Here is a 16,902-nt window from a genome sequence, read left to right on the forward strand (position 1 = left end):
GATTATTTTCATCATCATTTTAGGGTGATAAGCAGGGCAGCCGGTGTCGCGTGAAAAGCTTGCGAAAGCTTCTTCCGGAATTTGTTCGACTAAATCATTCACAACAAAAGCCATATCATCTTTGTCTAATTTTATTTCTAAATCTAAAGGCAAAACCACTTGATTCATGTTATAATGTTTAAACATAAGGATCCTCCTTTGGGGTTATGGTGTAGTTACTTTAATTCTATCAAAGGGGATCCTTTTTGTTTATCTAAAATTAAAAAAGAGTATAAAAAAATCGTGGAGAACATCAATTTTGATGTCTTCCACGATTTTTTATTTTACTGGGTTTTGTCCCAGCCTCTAACTTTATAAATCCATCAAACCTAAACTAATTTGTAAGGCTTCATCTACTTGTTTCATAAGATGTTCATCTAAAGACGTAATCTTATCCGTTAATCGTTGTTTATCAATAGTGCGTATTTGTTCTAACAAAACTACCGAATCTCTTTCAAACTTATACTTTTTCGAATCAATCTCGACATGGGTGGGCAACTTAGCTTTTTGAATTTGCGCTGTAATAGCAGCCACAATCACGGTAGGACTGAAACGATTACCTATATTATTTTGTATAATGAGGACTGGGCGAACTCCGCCTTGCTCTGACCCTACTACTGGTGTAAGATCAGCATAATAGACGTCGCCACGTTTTACGTACAAATTAATTACACCCCACTCACTAAGCGCTCAAGAGTGGTTTCAGCCTCCTCTTCGGCTTCAAATGCTTCAGATGCAATTCCTAAGTTGATATTTCTCATTTCAACATAACCACGGCGCATCTTATCTTTAATCTTACGTTTCTTTTCCTCTTGTACATAAGTGTTAATGGCTTGAAGAATTAAAGCTTCACGATCTAATTCTTCGTGACTCTCCACTAAGTTATCACACTCATCTATTAAAGATTCAGGTAGCCTTACGACGATTTCTTTCGAAGTTTCAGACATTCCTTACACCCCCAGCATAATTCGCGCAGCAAAATCTATTCATTATGATAGCACTCTTCCCCATCTTTCGTAAAGAAAAAACAGAAAAAAAGTCGGTTGTGAGAGAATTTTTAGTGATTTTTATAAGAAACATCAAATTGTGCTTACATATTAATATAGTACCTTGGAATTCTTTTTCCTAGCATACAAGGTATTTCATAGTTAATGGTTTCAAGATGATCTGCAACGTCATCCATCGACACTGTAGCGTTTTGTTCACACCCTATTAACGTCACTCGAGTCCCGACATCATAAGATTGATCTAACTTAATCATACATTGATCCATACAGATTCTACCTACAATAGGATGTTTCTGACCATTAATTAACACATTAATACTTTGAAGCTTACGAATCCATCCATCACCATAGCCAATTGGAATCGTCCCAATCCATTCATCTTCACTTGCGCGATAAGTGGCACCATAACTAATAGCATCACCTTTTTGGATTTTCTTTACATGGATGAGTCGGGAGTACAATGCGAAAGCCGGTTTCAGTAGAATCGTCTGTTCCTCTTTGACATGTTTAGAAGGATATAAGCCATACATACTAATCCCAAAGCGCACACCATCATACATGTCATTTGGAAAACGCATTGAAGCAGCTGAATTCCCAATATGCACTGTAATAGAATCAGGTAAATGAGGTTTAACTTGTTTTAACCATTGTTTAAAAGCTCCTAATTGCTGATGGTAATATTTAAAATCTGGTTCATCAGCTGTAGCGAAGTGCGTGAAAACACCTGTTATAAAAATATTAGTTCGATCACACGCTCTAATAACATCATATGCTTCTTCGACACTTCTTATACCTATACGCCCCATTCCAGTATCCACTTTAAGGTGAATAGACAGATCCTGATCTGTTAAATGTTCGTTAGCTTGATGAACCCAATCGGTCTGAAATGCCGTTAATGTGATATTGTTTTGCGCTGCTATATCTGCATATTCAGGATTTGTCCATCCCATTACAAGAATGGGAACGTTTGAGAAATGTTCTCGAAGTCTTATAGCTTCATCTAGTATAGAGACAGCTAAAGTAGTCGCCCCCGCTTCTAATGCAGCTTGAGCCACTTCAACTTCACCATGTCCATATGCATCCGCTTTGACTACCGCAAAGACTTCTTTATCTTTTAAATGATTTTTTATTTCTTCTACATTATGACGAATGGCCTCAAGGTCTATTTCTGCCCATGTATCACGATGATATCCAGCTTTATCCATGCTTAAACCCTCTTCTAATAGTAAAATTTGATGTCATTATTATCTTAGTAATCTTCTTAATCTGTCAATCATATGAACGCTGGAAATTATAGACCCTCCTATTATCGCAGCTTTTTAAACACAAAAAATTACCCATAATAAGAACTATTACGGGTAATTAATCATTTAACACCTTTTTCATTTTATTTCATCGCTTGACCTTGAACAGATTTTGCAATTGCCACCATCTCTTCAACGGTTAACGTATCACTCGCTAACACGAAACTCATTCCATCTTGCTGCCACTCAAGGGAATTGTTAGATAAATGACCCACTGTAAAACCTAAATCCACCATCTCACCTTGTGCATAGACTGGTACCTCTACTGAAGTCGGATGAGAATCAGTGTACATTTCTTGAACCAATGTGAAATGCTTGTCACCTTCATACGATAGAATGGATCGCTCACCGCTATCAAACGAAATGACTTCTTCGTTTGTAAATTCTACCCCCTCAGGTAGGTTTGTAGGATAATAAACTGCCATAGACTGTTCTTCTAACTCAGTGGATGTTGGAACACTAATCGTTCCTTCCGCTAAGTTTTGTTCAGTATTAAATTCCCCATCTTCTATTTCTGGATTAAATTCAAAATCGGTAAAATCTACTTTGACCATCGTCTCATTTTGAGAATTTAAGACCCGTACATGAGCAGGCTCGTACGTTTTCTTATGGAAGTAGATCTTTTGGTAAGGTAACTGCTGGTTACCTTTGTAATTCGTCTTCACTGTAAACTCATAGAAATTTTCAGTACTCTTGAATTCACGGTCTGCGTCATTTTCAATATCAGACACTAGTGACGTGAATAAATATGGCTGGCTATGTTGCTTAGGCCAATCGTTTTGGAACTTGTAACTTTTGTTGATGGAAGGAGTTAATACAAAAACACCTTCGTCATTTCTTAAGATTACTTGGTTCCCTTTTTCATCTAATTCATTTTGAAGTACAACTTTGTAATAATCGTCTTTCTTATGCCAAACTTGTACATCAAATTGTTGTGGTTCTTCACCTGTTTCGATGACCATGTCTGCATTTGCTCTAAAGCTTTCTAGATCTCCTGCTTTTTTGTTTAGTGCGTCCACAACGTCATCAGCCGTATCCTCTCCACATGCTGCCAGTAGCCCCACCATTGACAAGAGTAAAATGAAGAGCACTAGTTTCCTTTTCATTCAGACAACTCCTTCGCCTCATAATCGTTACTTATTCTTCGGAACAAGCGATCTATTCGTGTTGCGGTGACAATGTGCACATTGGATCATTTGTTACCCCGCATTACACTATATGAGACGACTTGTCTTAATATGCAGACTAGCTATAAGAGAAATTTATTTTTCTATAATCACCTGTGCCACTGCATATTCTTTACTATGAGATATGGATACATGTGCTGATGTTTGTACCTCTCCCTTGTAAATAATTTGAGGCCTTCCTACCTCATTCGATACAATCTCAATGGACTGAAAAGATAGTTGACTACCAATACCTGTACCAAGAGCTTTACTATAAGCTTCTTTAGCAGCAAAACGACCCGCCAAAAACTCTATCTTTCTCTTTTGATTCATATATTGTGACAATTTTTCTCGTTCTCGTACTGATAAGATCCTATGAACCAACTTATCGTTTTTGTTCATTAAACGTTCAATTCTATTCAATTCAACTAGGTCTATTCCTGTTCCGATAATCATAAATTAAGCCTACTTCCCTTATATTTAATTGAAACTTTTATAAAAGATTAGTATCCTTAAGAAAAGTGTAGACGACAGTAAGTTAAGCGTATACATACTTTTAAAGAAAGAGGCGACTGCTATGTTCTTTATCCGAACCGAAAGTTTTCAACAGTTTCTAAGGTTTTATCCTGTTGTGTCGGTCCTCGTCGCCATAAATCTAATCCTTTACCTATTCACTCGAGTGATACCTATTCCTTTTTTCATTGATTTATGGACTTTAATGGTTGGGTTCAATCTTTATGTACAAATGGGTGAATATTGGCGACTCCTAACCCCGATTTTTCTTCACGGGGGCATTACGCACGTTTTATTTAATAGCTTTAGTATCGTTTTGTTTGGTCCAGCTTTAGAAAAAATGCTGGGTAAATTTAAGTTTATTTTAGCATACTTATTAATGGGTGTTCTGGCCAATGTAGCCTATTACTTCCTTGGAGATTTAATGGCAACTCATGTTGGAGCATCTGGCGCCATTTATGGCCTTTTTGGTTTGTATGCTTATATGATTTTTGCTCGTCGTGACTTAATTGATGCACAAAGCACACAAATTGTGGTCGTCTTTATTATCATCGGTTTCTTGACATCGTTCGGACCAAATATCAATTTTATAGCTCATATATTTGGCTTCATTAGTGGAGTAGCTTTAGGTCCAATCCTCATAGATCGAATCAAACATGGCTATTATTAAATTAATTGAGGTGTTAGTTGAATGGAGCAAAAACAAATTACACCATACATTGCTGTTACGATTGGCGTATTAGCCGTTTCTACTTCTGCCATATTTGTAAGGTTAGCTGATGCTCCTTCTTCCATTGTAGCACTTTACCGTTTGTTATTTGCTGTACTACTTATGGTTCCAATCGTATTAATTAAGTTCCGCCAAGAGTTAACTGAAATCACTTCGAGGGATTGGTTGCTTTCAATAGCATCTGGTGTTTTCTTAGCATTGCACTTTATATTATGGTTTGAATCATTAAATCATACGTCCGTTGCAAGTTCAGTTGTATTAGTGACCACTCAGCCAATATGGGCCTTTTTAGGTGGTTATTTATTCTTCAAGGAACGGTTTACGAGTGGAGCTGTAATTAGTCTCATCATCGCTTTAGTCGGGAGTGTCATCATAAGCTGGGGAGACTTTCATATTAGTGGAATGGCCTTGTTCGGTAATTTTCTAGCATTAATGGGTGCGATTGCGGTCACAGGTTACTTTTTATTCGGACAAACAGTAAGAAAACGGTTATCTTTAATCACTTATACCTTTATCGTTTATGGGATTAGCTCAATCACATTAATCATTTATAATCTTATTTTAAATGAGCCATTTACAGGGTATAGCTCGGATACATGGTTATACTTTCTCGCTTTAGCCATCATTCCAACATTTTTCGGCCATTCATTATTTAATTGGGCAATTAAATGGGTTAATGCCTCTACTATTACGATGGGAATTTTATTTGAACCAGTGGGAGCTTCTATATTAGCCTATTTCATTTTGGATGAATTGGTCACTTGGTCACAACTCTTAGGTGGTGTGATCGTCATATTCGGTCTAATTCTATTTATTTTTAGTACTTCTAAGAAAAAGAAAGTCAAAGTTTTAGACAAATAACAGAAATAGTATAAAAAGAGGTGAGGTTTATGGGTTTTCAATTAATGGTAGATGGCGGGGCTGATTTACCAAAAGAGGTCATCGAACGTTTTAATGTCAAAATCGTTCCACTAAATATCCATTTTAAGGACGAAGAGTACAAGGCAGGCGAAGATCTCGACATCAATACATTTTACAAAAAGTTATCAGAGACTGATGAGTTACCTAAAACATCAGCATCGAGCCCTAATGATTTTTACAAAGCTTTTAAAGAAATCGATCCAGATGTTCCAATCTTAATGCTGGCTTTGACTAAAAACTTAAGCGCAACTTATCAAAACGCAGAACTTGGAAAAGAAATGCTTCTAGATGAGGAACCTGAGCGAAAAATTGAAATCATCAATACTAAAACTGCTTCATGTGGAGTCGCTTTACTAGCGAATGAAGCTCTCAAATTAAAAATGAATCAAGTAGACTTCCACGAAATCGTCAATCGCGTTAAGGAATATGTGGAGAAAACAACGACCCTCTTCTCTCTAAAGACCGTTGAAAACTTAATTAAGGGCGGACGTTTAGATAAAATGAGAGGTGCGATTGCTAAAACATTAAATATTAAATTATTAATGAAGGCTTCAGATGAAGGAACCATTGAAGTGACGGAAAAAGTCCGCGGAGAAAAGAAGGCTCTTCGTCGATTAGTTGAACAAATTGGGGAATATTCTAAATCACTCGAAGGTAAAACCATTGCACTCGCTCATAGTAATTGTGAAGAAAAGGCCAAGAAAGTTTTAGCAACTATTCGCGATAAATATCAACCAAAAGAAGAACTCCTTGTTGAAATGGGGCCATTAATTGCCACCCATGCAGGAGAAGGTGGATTGGTAATATCTTTTCTAGAGGATGAATAAAAGTGATTTAAAAAATAAGTCTTTCCGATTGTCATTCGGAAAGACTTATAATTTCATTCCTTTCACAAAATCGTTCAACGTTTTGAACATAGGAGCAATTTGGGATGCTGTCTTCATAAATTGATTCGTTGTTGCAATCACTTTATCAATGTCAATTTCTCCTTGATCATCTTGAAAGTACTGTACAAATGGAGAAACCGTATTTTTAATTGATGAATCATGTTCAAATTGATTGGGAACTTCAAAGAATAATGGTTGTTGGTAATTTGAAAATTGTTGTTGATAAGGAAACGGTGAATTTTGTTTCGGATAATAATATGGGGGATAGTAGTAATAATTTTGGTCATTATAATCGTTTGAGAAGTTACGGCTTTGATTCAAGGCAAACACCTCCTATCACATCTTATGTAAGAGGTAATAGGTAGGGTGTTTGTCTAACTTATTTAAATTTGTAATTCATGTTTAATTCTGTCCAGTTGCAATCCCTCAATACATGTATCATCAATAAATATGGCCGGAGTTGCAAATACCCCTTGTTTCTGTAATTCTAACAAATAGTTAGGATTGTCTGTTATATTTTTCTCTTTATAATTGACACCCCATACATCTAACTGCTCTTTCAAACGTTGAGATTTCTGAGATTGATCATGGCTGTAAATGGTCACAGATTGCTTTGTCACTACTCGTCACCTCATTCTAGTTGTTACACAAATGTAATACCCCGTTAAAGAATGAGATAAACTAAAAAGTTATTAATTTTTTAATGAGTCAGCATGTAATCCTAATTTTTTAATGAGAGCAATCGCTTGTTGCTTTTCACTTTCCGTTAACCCCTTCATGATTTGTTCAATTTGTTTCCAATGTTCCGGGAATATATCGTTCAACAAAGCGGTACCTTTTTCCGTGATTTGAGCATAGGTTACACGTCGGTCATGTTCAGATCGGATACGAGTTATATAACCTTTTTTCTCTAAATTATTAACGACATATGTAATACTGCCGCTTGTCAACAAAATCCGCTCCCCTATTTTTTGTAATGGTTGCTGTCCACGATGGTATAGTAATTCTAACGTTGCGAATTCAGTTGGGTTCAACCCATAACGGACCATATCTTCTTGTGCTAAATCCAATACTGTACGCGCTGCTTTAGATAAGACAACAAATAATTTTAAGGATGAATCCTCTCTTCTTTCTTTATAAGTATCATGTTCCATTACGTATCACCTCTCTATTGTATAAACTCATTATAAGGATAAGAATATAGACCGTCAAAACAGTTTGCAATTGTAGATAAATTTGTCATAATAGACTTGCTTTTAAGGAGGAATATATCATGATTGAAGATACTGGCGAGCGCGTGATTCCTAAATTAATGGACCCATTAAATCCCCTTCTATTAGAACATATCGCACGTTATCAATTTGCTCTAAATTACTTATCCGGCAGGGTTCTAGACTTATCATGCGGTGCAGGGTATGGCACACATATGATTGCCAAACAACGCAAAAAACATATTTCTGAAGTTATTGGACTCGATTTAGATCAAGAAATTATCGATTATGCCAAAAATGAATACTATCATCCTCAATCGACATACGAAGTGGCTGATGCAACTGACCCTAATCTTATCAATCGGTTTGGAACGTTTGACTGTATTGTAAGCTTTGAAACGATTGAGCATATCGAAGATGAAAAATCCATTATAAATAATTACCATCGTTTATTAAAACCGGGGGGAACATTGATTGTTTCAACTCCATTTGGTGAAGGACGTGGCGTACCATGTGGCAATCCCTTTCATATTCACCAACTAACACAAGATGAGTTTAGGGAGTTATTCAATGAGCGTTATGAACAAGTCAATTTCTTTTACCAAAATGGTGTTGTCATGGAACCAAAGCAACGTGAAGGTGTTAGATACCCTTTAGGCATCGCAGTGTGTCAAAAAGGAGAAGAATAGCCTCTATTCTTCTCCAATAAAGTTTTCCCCTACAATCATATCTATCTCTTCGGGTAGAACCTTCACCTTTATTGGAGTCTTAATATAAACTTCGCCATCTGTATCTACGTCTTTGATTGTTTCTGGCTCAATTATAACTTCTTTTGCTTTTATGTGCTTAATTTGATGCTCTTCTTCATTTTCCTGATGTGTGTAAGATAACGAAAACCAATCTCGGATGGTTTGTAAATTGGATTCTTTAATAATCATCACATCTAATAGCCCATCTTGAATTGAAATGGTTGGCAAAGGGAATTGATGAGTCCCTATAAAGTAACCATTCATCACTAAAATCATCACTGCCTCTTCTTCTACGACTTCTCCATCAGTTGTTAACTTGAAATGAAATGACTCACTTTGCTGAAGCTGTTGAATAGCACTGATAAAATAACTAATTCGACCAAACGTCTCTTTAAGTTGATCATCTATATTTTCTGATGCTTCAGTAATCAACCCAATTCCAGAAAAGTTTAAGAAGAAATAATCATTAATGGAGGCAACATCTACCGTTTTAATATTGGGCTCCACTATAGATTCTGCTGCTTTTTTTAAATTTTGAGGAATGGAAAGAGCACGGGAAATATCATTACAGGTTCCACCTGGTAAAATAGCAAGCTTCGGCCGATTTTCGATTTTCATCAACTCATTAACTACGACATGAACAGTCCCATCCCCACCATAAACAATGATAAGTTCAACGGATTGATGACACGCCTCTTTTAACTCATCAACTGATTCGGTCTGTATTATAGTAAGCTCTTTTATATTGGGGGATAAGATTGGCATGACTTGTTGGACTAATTTTTCCTTTTCATCTCCTGGTTTCTCGCTATTTAAAACTAACAGAACACGATTAAATTTCATAAGACCACTCCATTTGTCTATAGTTTTCCTCTTCCGTATAAAATTCAAACAATGTAAGGACTAGTTTTGGTGATTCATGAATATGGGTATAGTAGTAAAAAATATATTAAAGGAGAGGATTGTACATGGGTGTAATTCTATATTTAATCGTGGGAGGCCTAATCGGTTGGATTGCTGGGTTGTTGTTAGGTGGTGTTCCAGGCGGAATCATTGGAAATATTGTCGCTGGTATAGTAGGTGCATGGATAGGTGAGTCGTTATTTGGTGCACTTGGACCTGAAGTTTTAGGGATTCCGCTTATCTCTGCCATTTTAGGTGCTCTCATTTTTGTAGCCATTTTAAGCATTATTATAAAAATCATTAAAAAATAGTCATGACTTTAAGAAGTAAAGATATACCTGTGATCGCAGATTAAAGGTATTTCTTTACTTTATTTGATTTATCTTAATGAACATTGTCCTATGCATATCAATTGAATTTTATTAATAAATATCAAACAATTAATACATATATTTTATTTAGAAAGGTGTCTTTCAATGAATATACAACTCAGCGTCCTAGATCAATCTCCACTTTTACAAGGTCATAATGAACAAGATGCCTTAGCCCAAACGATTGAATTAGCTAAACACGTCGATCGATTAGGTTATAAACGATTTTGGATGAGTGAACACCACAGTACCAAAAGCTTAGCTGGCTCAGCACCTGAAATTCTAGTTTCAGCTATTGCTGCTCAAACAAAACATATAAGAGTTGGAACTGGTGGCGTTCTACTGCCTCATTATAGCCCTTATAAGGTAGCAGAAACTTTCAGAGTGTTAGAAGGACTATATCCTGGAAGAATTGACCTCGGAATCGGTCGTGCCCCTGGTGGTATGCCTGGAGTTAACTATGCTTTAAACCGTGGGGAGTACCCAGACGTTCATAGTTACCCAACCCAAGTTTCACATTTAATCGATTATTTAATCGGCAATTCACCTGAAGGATATGAGGTGAAAGCTACACCTTTAGGAGAAACCATCCCTCCGGTGTTTATGCTGGGTTCAAGTGGTGGAAGTGCCTCTGTAGCAGGGCAGTTAGGTACAGGTTATACTTTTGCCCAATTCATTAATGGCGAGGGGCATCCGGCTGCCATTAAGCGTTATTATAATAGTTTCATACCATCTCCAATGATGAGAGAACCACATGCAAGTGTTGCTGTTTTCGCAGTGATTGGGGATACAGAAAAAGAAGCAGAATTTTATGCATCTAGCTTAGATCACGCTCTACTGACTTTAGCTCAAGGAAAGGTGCGCAACTACTTCCCTTCTCCTGAAGAAGCCAGTCAAAACAAATATAATATGTACGAACGAGAAGCCATTCAAGATAACCGAAAACGGATGGTTGTAGGAGATGTCCAAAGTGTGAAACAACAACTCGAACACTTGGCTGAAACTTTCCAAGTTAATGAGATTATGGTGAACTGTATCGTTAGCCCATTTGAACGCCGTTTAGAATCATATACAAAGCTTGCTAAGGCTTTTAATTTATAAGGAGGTTAATCATGTTAGCTTTTGATCATTTAGTTATTTTTTCAAACGATCCTAAGCGACACCAAGAGATTTTCTCTTCCTCTCATAAACAAGTGGGGGTTTCAGGAGGACAACACGATAACTGGGGAACCTACAATCATCTAGCATTTTATAAAAACAACGCTTACATTGAATGGCTTGGAATTGAAAAGGATGAAAAAGCGAAATCGTCTGAAAACCCTTTAATTCAGCACGCTTATTTTGCAAAGAAAAAGGATCAAGAAGGACCGATTCAATTTGCACTTCGAGTAAAAGATATCGAAAGTTATCAACAACATTTTGATGAACACGATATTGCATACTATGGACCTTTTCCGGGAAGTCGCACACGTCCAGATGGGTCAGTTCTGGAATGGAAAATGTTATTTCCAAAATATCATTTTGATTCAGAACCCCTCCCCTTTTTAATTGAATGGAATGGTGAGGGGAACAGGCCTTTAGATGATGCAGATTTAAACCCAAGCGACTTTAATCGAGTGATTATTTATTCCGAACAACCAGATGTTTTCTCAGAACGATTAAAAACAATCTATCAACTCGACGACTCTGAAAATATGGAATGGGAACTAGAAAATGGAAAACTATGTGTTAAACAAGGAACTGGATTAGAAGCTCGTTTTAAATTTAATCAAATCAAATTTAAGTCTATATATTAAAAATAGTTAAGGCCTCAAGATGAGGTCTTTTTTATACCATTTATTTATTTCCTTTTTCGAAATATTCTTTTACCGAATTATTCGTTATGATATAATATGCATAATTTAAAGAATATTTTGAAGGTAATGAGGAGGCCAACATATGAGTAAAACAACCTATCCAATTGTTTGGGATTTAGACGTCTTTTTCAAAGGCGGAAGCGAATCTTCTGAATTACGTCGTCACTTAAATGAAACGAAAGAGCGTGTCGGTACATACGCAAAATCTTTAGAAACATTTGAAACCCCAACTTCTGCTTCAGATGCTGATTTAGTAGCTGACAAGCTAGAAGAAACATCCAGTCTTATTCAACATATTTCTCAAGCTGGTGCATTTATCAGCTGTTTAGAAGCTCAAGATATGAGTGATCAAAAAGCAGGTGCATTGCGCAGTGAAATTACAGAGATGAACGCATTGTACGGCTCAGCTTTTAATGTATTAAAACAAAAGCTAGCTAAAACTGAAGACCGTGTTTGGAATGAATTACTTGAGCACGAACAATTAAAGGATCTTCAATTCGTATTAAATGAATGGCGCACTCAAGCCCAAGAACAACTTTCTGAAGAGGAAGAAGCTTTAATATCTGCCCTAGAAGTTGATGGATACCATGCTTGGGGACAAATGTATAACACAATCGTAGGTGAAATGACGGTTAACGTTAATGGCGAGGTCCTTTCAGTCGGACAGGCGAACAACCTTTTATCTCATGAAGATCCTGCGATTCGTCAAGAAGCATATGAAAAGTTAGAAGAAGCTTGGAAAGAGAAAGAAAACCTATTTGCTAGAACGTTAAACCACTTAGCTGGATTCCGCCTGAACACTTACAAAAAACGTGGCTGGGATCATGTTTTAAAAGAACCACTTGAAATTAACCGAATGAAACACGAAACACTTGATGCTATGTGGGGAGCTATTTCGAAAAATAAAGATACCTTTGTTGAGTACTTGAACCGTAAAGCTCAACTTCTAGGGAAGGAAAAATTAGAATGGTATGATCTCGGGGCACCGACCCAAAAGGAAAAGAAGAAACTGTCTTACGATGACGGTGCTGAATTTATTTTGAAGCATTTTGAAAAGTTCAGTCCTAAAATGGCTAGTTTTGCGAAGCGTGCATTTGAAGAAGCTTGGATTGAAGCTGAAGATCGCCCTGGAAAACGCCCAGGCGGATTTTGTACTGGTTTTCCACTAAGTCAACAATCACGTATTTTCATGACATATAGTGGATCCATGTCAAACGTAGCAACACTTGCACACGAACTTGGGCATGCATTTCATTCCTATGCGCTAAAAGACGTTCATCCACTTAACCGCCGTTACGCGATGAACGTGGCTGAGACAGCGTCAACGTTTGCAGAAATGATTGTAGCTGATGCATCCGTAAAAGAGGCAACGACTGATGAACAAAAAATTGCTTTACTAGAAGATAAATTACAACGCAGTGTGGCATTCTTTATGAACATCCACTCTCGCTTCCTATTCGAAACTCGTTTTTATGAAGAACGTAAAAACGGTTTCGTTTCAGCTAGTCGCTTGAATGAGTTAACTGACCAAGCACAGCGTGAAGCTTATCGTGATGCCGTTAACTCAACCAGCCCTAGCTACTGGTCGAATAAACTTCACTTCCATATTACGGGCGTACCGTTCTACAACTTCCCGTATACATTCGGTTACCTCTTCTCGTTAAGTATTTATGCTAAAGCACTAGAAGAAGGTAAAAATTATGAGGATAAATACATCGCCTTATTACGAGATACGGCTGTAATGACTGTAGAAGATCTTGCCATGAAACATTTAGGCGAAGACATTACAAAAGAATCGTTCTGGGAAAAAGGGATTGAGCTTTGCAAACATGATGTAAAAGAATACTTAAACTTAACTAAATAAAGTTGACAAAACCTCGCTGGATTTCCAGCGAGGTTTTTCTGTAATTTAAATATTCTTCTCATAATAAACAAATGGCTCTTTATAATGACCATGGCGTTCCGCTGTTACATAAGAATAGCCTGCTTTTTCAAACAATCTTAATGCCGCTTTATTCGAGCCATTTGTATCCGTTCTAAGTGATGGAATGCCTCTACTTTTCGCTAACGCATCGGCATACTGGTAAAATGCCAGTCCAATCCCTTGTTTACGAGCATCCGGATCTACCGCTAGCCGTTTCATACACAAGTAAGGTTTTTTAGAAATTTTCCATGATATTTCATCATACTCATGGTGGCCCTCGTCACTTATGCACGCAGCTCCGAAAATCTCTCCATTTTGTTCAAATACATACAATTGCCCATTATGTAAATCAGATTCATAGTGTTTTCTAGTTGGATAAGTTTCATCCCACTGATCATTGCCTTCTGCCAACATCTTTTTCTTAGCCTTATCGACGAGCACTACTATTGAATCTAAATCTTCAAAATGCCCTTCACGAATCATGTTGTCACCTCTTTCTTTGTATAAATTTTAATTGATAAAAATAAGTCATTCAATCGATTGACATTCAAATGTTCATTTGAATATAATATAATCAAACGAATATTTGAATGAGTGAGGTTATGATGATGAAACTTCCTAATTGCACATCCGAGGTGACGGAAAAGGAACTAAAACATGTCTACACATCATTAAACAAAGTTCCAATTAAATCAGTTAGTCAATTATTTAAAGTGTTGAGCGACGAAACGCGAGTTAAGATTGCGCACGCTTTAACGATTCAAGAAGAGTTATGCGTATGTGATGTAGCTGCGATTACTGATACATCCGTCGCGAGTGCTTCCCATCATTTACGTACGTTAAAAAAACACGGATTAGCCAAAATAAGAAAAGATGGCAAAAACGTTTACTATTCGCTCGATGATCATCACGTACACGACCTTATAAAAATCGCGATCGAGCACCAAGAGGAACTGGAGGAATAAAGTTATGGGAGAAAAAGAACAAAGCTTTTACGTTCAAGGAATGTCTTGTGCGAACTGTGCGAAGACGTTTGAAAACAATGTAAAAGAGATTCCAACAGTCGAAAACGCGAATGTGAACTTTGGTGCTTCAAAAATCACAGTCACTGGTTCTGCCTCAATTGATGAGCTTGAACGTGCAGGATCGTTTGAAAACCTTAAGGTGACTCAAGAATATGAGCAAAATTCGAGTAAATCCTTTTGGGATTATGTAAAAGAAAATGGTAATGTTGTTGGCTCATTAGTTTTATTAGCCTTAGGAATTACATTGTTCTACCAATTAGGTGAGGAACATCCAATAACGATTGGAGGATTTGTCGCATCCATTGTTGTCGGTGGTTACCGATTATTCATTGCCGGTTTTCAAAACTTAGTTAAGCTTCGTTTCGATATGAAAACATTAATGACGATTGCGGTCATTGGGGCAGCTTTGATTGGAGAATGGATTGAAGGCGCAGCTGTTGTCATTTTATTTGCCATTAGTGAAGCACTAGAATCTTATTCTATGGATCAAGCACGAAACTCCATTAAATCTTTAATGGGAATTGCTCCAAAAACGGCAAATGTTATCAGGAATGGGAATGATCAAGAAATCAACGTTGACGACATCCAAATTGATGATATCGTAGTCGTCAGACCAGGGGAAAAAATCCCGGTTGATGGAGTGGTTTCTAAAGGTGAATCTTCTATTAACCAAGCAGCAATTACAGGCGAATCCTTACCTGTGTTCAAAGGATTAGAGGATGAAGTGTTTGCTGGGACATTAAACGAAGAAGGATATTTAGAAGTTCGTGCCACTAAGCTAGTGAAAGACACGACTTTAGCTAAAATCATTCATTTAGTTGAAGAAGCACAAAATGAAAAAGCTCCTGCACAACAGTTTGTGGATCGATTTGCAGCATACTACACACCACTCATTATGTTGATTGCATTAGGTGTTGCAACCATCCCACCCCTCTTTTTCGGTGCAGGATTTGAAAATTGGCTATACCAAGGTTTAGCAGTATTAGTCGTCGGCTGTCCTTGTGCCTTAGTCGTATCAACACCTGTTGCAATTGTAACCGCCATTGGAAGTGCTGCACGTAATGGCGTACTTGTTAAAGGTGGCGCCTACTTGGAAGCGTTAGGCCATATAGACGCGATTGCATTTGATAAAACGGGGACGATTACACAAGGTAAACCTGAGGTCCAAAGCTACAAGATTTTATCAAACAACATGAGCGTTGAAGAATTTTTCACAATAGCTAGCAGCCTTGAACGCCAATCACAACACCCACTTGCTCAAGCTGTGATTCATTATGCTGAACTATTTGATGTAAATCCATATAATGTTGATGATTTTCATTCTGTAACTGGAAAAGGAATTATGGGGACGATTGAGGGAATCCCATATAAAATCGGTAGTCCTGGAATGTTTGAAAGCCTTAGTTCCTCAATTGAAAAGGAAGTAGAAAACTTACAGGATGAAGGTTATACCGTGATCCTTATGAGCCAAAATGATGACATCGTTGGATTAATAGCCATTGCCGATGCTGTACGCGACATGTCTAGAAATATGGTGAAGGATATTCATCGCTTAGGCATGAAGCATTCCATTTTATTAACAGGGGACAACGAAAACACAGCTCGTACGATAGCTAATCAGGTGGGGATTAAAGAATATTTAGCAAACCTATTACCAAAAGATAAACAAATTCAAATTAAACAGCTTAGCGGCAAATATGGAAAGGTTGTCATGGTAGGAGATGGTGTTAATGACGCTCCAGCCTTAGCTACGGCAGATGTAGGAATTGCTATGGGAAGCGCTGGTACTGATACGGCACTCGAAACAGCCGACATTGCATTAATGGGTGACGACTTAAGCAAACTTCCGTTTACAGTCCGTTTAAGCCGTCGTACATTAAACATTATCAAGCAAAATATCGGATTTGCATTAGGTCTAAAAATATTAGCTCTCCTTCTGGTCATCCCTGGATGGTTGACACTTTGGATTGCGATTTTAGCTGACATGGGAGCCACATTACTTGTTACACTTAATGCTTTAAGATTAATCAAAAACAAGGAAGAGGCTGGGACAAAACCCAGTAAAATAAAAAATCGTGGAAGACATCAAAATTGATGTTCTCCACGATTTTTTTATACTCTTTTTTAATTTTAGATAAACAAAAAGGATCCCCTTTGATAGAATTAAAGTAACCACACCATAAACCCAAAGGAGGATCCTAATGTTTAAACATTATAACATGAATCAAGTGGTTTTGCCTTTAGATTTAGAAATAAAATTAGACAAAGATGATATGGCTTTTGTTGTGAATGATTT

At 37.2% G+C, this 16,902-nt stretch carries 21 protein-coding genes; 10 read left to right on the plus strand and 11 right to left on the minus strand.

What is annotated here, in order from left to right:
• From BMY57_RS14215 to acpS, 6 genes are all read right to left on the minus strand, one after another.
• The coding region (locus tag BMY57_RS14215) for a transposase (protein WP_143063842.1) at positions 1–186 on the minus strand (186 nt) is incomplete at its 3' end.
• A 165-nt stretch (positions 187–351) separates the two neighbouring features.
• On the minus strand, positions 352–702 hold the full coding sequence (locus BMY57_RS14220; protein ID WP_054754806.1) for a type II toxin-antitoxin system PemK/MazF family toxin: 351 nt from the start codon (positions 700–702) through the stop codon (positions 352–354).
• 5 nt (positions 703–707) lie between these two features.
• A complete protein-coding gene (locus BMY57_RS14225; protein ID WP_091775726.1) occupies positions 708–986 on the minus strand; it encodes an antitoxin in 279 nt (92 codons plus the stop codon).
• A 143-nt stretch (positions 987–1,129) separates the two neighbouring features.
• Positions 1,130–2,251, minus strand: coding sequence for an alanine racemase (alr, locus tag BMY57_RS14230; protein WP_091775729.1), 1,122 nt, complete (start codon positions 2,249–2,251; stop codon positions 1,130–1,132).
• A gap of 182 nt (positions 2,252–2,433) precedes the next feature.
• On the minus strand, positions 2,434–3,456 hold the full coding sequence (locus BMY57_RS14235) for a LolA family protein (RefSeq protein WP_091775731.1): 1,023 nt from the start codon (positions 3,454–3,456) through the stop codon (positions 2,434–2,436).
• 156 nt (positions 3,457–3,612) lie between these two features.
• Positions 3,613–3,972 (minus strand): holo-ACP synthase, encoded by a 360-nt coding sequence (gene acpS / locus BMY57_RS14240; RefSeq protein WP_091775734.1) that lies wholly within the window; start codon positions 3,970–3,972, stop codon positions 3,613–3,615.
• Between the two features lie 121 nt (positions 3,973–4,093).
• Between acpS and BMY57_RS14245 the strand changes: the two genes are divergently transcribed.
• From BMY57_RS14245 to BMY57_RS14255, 3 genes are read left to right on the plus strand one after another with little or no spacing between them, the layout of a single operon-like run.
• A complete protein-coding gene (locus BMY57_RS14245) occupies positions 4,094–4,699 on the plus strand; it encodes a rhomboid family intramembrane serine protease (protein WP_091775736.1) in 606 nt (201 codons plus the stop codon).
• 21 nt (positions 4,700–4,720) lie between these two features.
• The gene (locus tag BMY57_RS14250; protein ID WP_091775739.1) at positions 4,721–5,620 is read left to right on the plus strand and encodes a DMT family transporter; all 900 of its coding nucleotides are present in this window, start codon (positions 4,721–4,723) and stop codon (positions 5,618–5,620) included.
• 29 nt (positions 5,621–5,649) lie between these two features.
• Positions 5,650–6,507: a DegV family protein gene (locus BMY57_RS14255; protein ID WP_091775742.1), complete on the plus strand. Its 858-nt coding sequence runs from the start codon at positions 5,650–5,652 to the stop codon at positions 6,505–6,507.
• Between the two features lie 45 nt (positions 6,508–6,552).
• On the opposite strand, the gene BMY57_RS14260 is transcribed toward BMY57_RS14255, so the two are convergent.
• From BMY57_RS14260 to BMY57_RS14270, 3 genes are all read right to left on the minus strand, one after another.
• Positions 6,553–6,888 carry a YppG family protein gene (locus BMY57_RS14260; protein ID WP_091775744.1) on the minus strand — a complete coding sequence of 112 codons (336 nt, stop codon included), beginning with the start codon at positions 6,886–6,888 and terminating at the stop codon, positions 6,553–6,555.
• 62 nt (positions 6,889–6,950) lie between these two features.
• On the minus strand, positions 6,951–7,187 hold the full coding sequence (locus tag BMY57_RS14265) for a glutaredoxin family protein (RefSeq protein ID WP_091775747.1): 237 nt from the start codon (positions 7,185–7,187) through the stop codon (positions 6,951–6,953).
• Between the two features lie 72 nt (positions 7,188–7,259).
• Positions 7,260–7,721 (minus strand): MarR family winged helix-turn-helix transcriptional regulator, encoded by a 462-nt coding sequence (locus tag BMY57_RS14270; protein WP_091775749.1) that lies wholly within the window; start codon positions 7,719–7,721, stop codon positions 7,260–7,262.
• A gap of 119 nt (positions 7,722–7,840) precedes the next feature.
• Between BMY57_RS14270 and BMY57_RS14275 the strand changes: the two genes are divergently transcribed.
• Positions 7,841–8,467: a class I SAM-dependent methyltransferase gene (locus BMY57_RS14275; protein ID WP_091775752.1), complete on the plus strand. Its 627-nt coding sequence runs from the start codon at positions 7,841–7,843 to the stop codon at positions 8,465–8,467.
• A gap of 3 nt (positions 8,468–8,470) precedes the next feature.
• Here BMY57_RS14275 and BMY57_RS14280 read toward each other — a convergent pair whose 3' ends face one another.
• Positions 8,471–9,370 (minus strand): diacylglycerol/lipid kinase family protein, encoded by a 900-nt coding sequence (locus tag BMY57_RS14280; RefSeq protein ID WP_091775755.1) that lies wholly within the window; start codon positions 9,368–9,370, stop codon positions 8,471–8,473.
• Between the two features lie 125 nt (positions 9,371–9,495).
• Between BMY57_RS14280 and BMY57_RS14285 the strand changes: the two genes are divergently transcribed.
• The 4 genes from BMY57_RS14285 to BMY57_RS14300 all read left to right on the plus strand — a co-directional run bounded on the left by BMY57_RS14285 (position 9,496) and on the right by BMY57_RS14300 (position 13,521).
• Positions 9,496–9,741 (plus strand): GlsB/YeaQ/YmgE family stress response membrane protein, encoded by a 246-nt coding sequence (locus BMY57_RS14285; RefSeq protein WP_091775758.1) that lies wholly within the window; start codon positions 9,496–9,498, stop codon positions 9,739–9,741.
• Positions 9,742–9,906: 165 nt separating this feature from the next.
• Positions 9,907–10,902: an LLM class flavin-dependent oxidoreductase gene (locus BMY57_RS14290; RefSeq protein WP_091775761.1), complete on the plus strand. Its 996-nt coding sequence runs from the start codon at positions 9,907–9,909 to the stop codon at positions 10,900–10,902.
• An 11-nt stretch (positions 10,903–10,913) separates the two neighbouring features.
• A complete protein-coding gene (locus BMY57_RS14295) occupies positions 10,914–11,597 on the plus strand; it encodes a VOC family protein (protein WP_091775764.1) in 684 nt (227 codons plus the stop codon).
• A 142-nt stretch (positions 11,598–11,739) separates the two neighbouring features.
• On the plus strand, positions 11,740–13,521 hold the full coding sequence (locus BMY57_RS14300) for a M3 family oligoendopeptidase (RefSeq protein ID WP_091775767.1): 1,782 nt from the start codon (positions 11,740–11,742) through the stop codon (positions 13,519–13,521).
• 45 nt (positions 13,522–13,566) lie between these two features.
• Here the strand turns inward: BMY57_RS14300 and BMY57_RS14305 are convergent, their stop codons facing one another.
• Positions 13,567–14,064, minus strand: a complete 498-nt coding sequence (locus tag BMY57_RS14305; protein WP_091775771.1) for a GNAT family N-acetyltransferase — start codon at positions 14,062–14,064, stop codon at positions 13,567–13,569.
• Between the two features lie 125 nt (positions 14,065–14,189).
• On the opposite strand from BMY57_RS14305, the gene BMY57_RS14310 reads away from it, so the two are divergent.
• Together BMY57_RS14310 and BMY57_RS14315 are read left to right on the plus strand one after the other, a co-directional pair.
• Complete coding sequence (locus BMY57_RS14310) at positions 14,190–14,546, plus strand: ArsR/SmtB family transcription factor (protein ID WP_091775775.1); 357 nt, start codon at positions 14,190–14,192, stop codon at positions 14,544–14,546.
• Positions 14,547–14,550: 4 nt separating this feature from the next.
• Positions 14,551–16,701, plus strand: coding sequence for a heavy metal translocating P-type ATPase (locus BMY57_RS14315; protein WP_091775778.1), 2,151 nt, complete (start codon positions 14,551–14,553; stop codon positions 16,699–16,701).
• Positions 16,702–16,902 lie beyond the last annotated feature (201 nt).

It is taken from the genome of Piscibacillus halophilus, from assembly GCF_900110685.1.
Classification (GTDB): Bacteria; Bacillota; Bacilli; order Bacillales; family Alkalibacillaceae; genus Piscibacillus; species Piscibacillus halophilus.

Excerpts from the sequence above, each read along its gene's own strand:
- BMY57_RS14285 (WP_091775758.1), top strand. The coding sequence starts at position 9,496 with ATGGGTGTAATTCTATATTTAATCGTGGGAGGCCTAATCGGTTGGATT.
- alr (WP_091775729.1), bottom strand. The coding sequence starts at position 2,251 with ATGGATAAAGCTGGATATCATCGTGATACATGGGCAGAAATAGACCTT.
- BMY57_RS14295 (WP_091775764.1), top strand. The coding sequence starts at position 10,914 with ATGTTAGCTTTTGATCATTTAGTTATTTTTTCAAACGATCCTAAGCGA.
- BMY57_RS14245 (WP_091775736.1), top strand. The coding sequence starts at position 4,094 with ATGTTCTTTATCCGAACCGAAAGTTTTCAACAGTTTCTAAGGTTTTAT.
- BMY57_RS14275 (WP_091775752.1), top strand. The coding sequence starts at position 7,841 with ATGATTGAAGATACTGGCGAGCGCGTGATTCCTAAATTAATGGACCCA.
- BMY57_RS14290 (WP_091775761.1), top strand. The coding sequence starts at position 9,907 with ATGAATATACAACTCAGCGTCCTAGATCAATCTCCACTTTTACAAGGT.
- BMY57_RS14235 (WP_091775731.1), bottom strand. The coding sequence starts at position 3,456 with ATGAAAAGGAAACTAGTGCTCTTCATTTTACTCTTGTCAATGGTGGGG.
- BMY57_RS14310 (WP_091775775.1), top strand. The coding sequence starts at position 14,190 with ATGAAACTTCCTAATTGCACATCCGAGGTGACGGAAAAGGAACTAAAA.
- acpS (WP_091775734.1), bottom strand. The coding sequence starts at position 3,972 with ATGATTATCGGAACAGGAATAGACCTAGTTGAATTGAATAGAATTGAA.
- BMY57_RS14250 (WP_091775739.1), top strand. The coding sequence starts at position 4,721 with ATGGAGCAAAAACAAATTACACCATACATTGCTGTTACGATTGGCGTA.
- BMY57_RS14270 (WP_091775749.1), bottom strand. The coding sequence starts at position 7,721 with ATGGAACATGATACTTATAAAGAAAGAAGAGAGGATTCATCCTTAAAA.
- BMY57_RS14300 (WP_091775767.1), top strand. The coding sequence starts at position 11,740 with ATGAGTAAAACAACCTATCCAATTGTTTGGGATTTAGACGTCTTTTTC.
- BMY57_RS14305 (WP_091775771.1), bottom strand. The coding sequence starts at position 14,064 with ATGATTCGTGAAGGGCATTTTGAAGATTTAGATTCAATAGTAGTGCTC.
- BMY57_RS14280 (WP_091775755.1), bottom strand. The coding sequence starts at position 9,370 with ATGAAATTTAATCGTGTTCTGTTAGTTTTAAATAGCGAGAAACCAGGA.
- BMY57_RS14225 (WP_091775726.1), bottom strand. The coding sequence starts at position 986 with ATGTCTGAAACTTCGAAAGAAATCGTCGTAAGGCTACCTGAATCTTTA.
- BMY57_RS14255 (WP_091775742.1), top strand. The coding sequence starts at position 5,650 with ATGGGTTTTCAATTAATGGTAGATGGCGGGGCTGATTTACCAAAAGAG.
- BMY57_RS14315 (WP_091775778.1), top strand. The coding sequence starts at position 14,551 with ATGGGAGAAAAAGAACAAAGCTTTTACGTTCAAGGAATGTCTTGTGCG.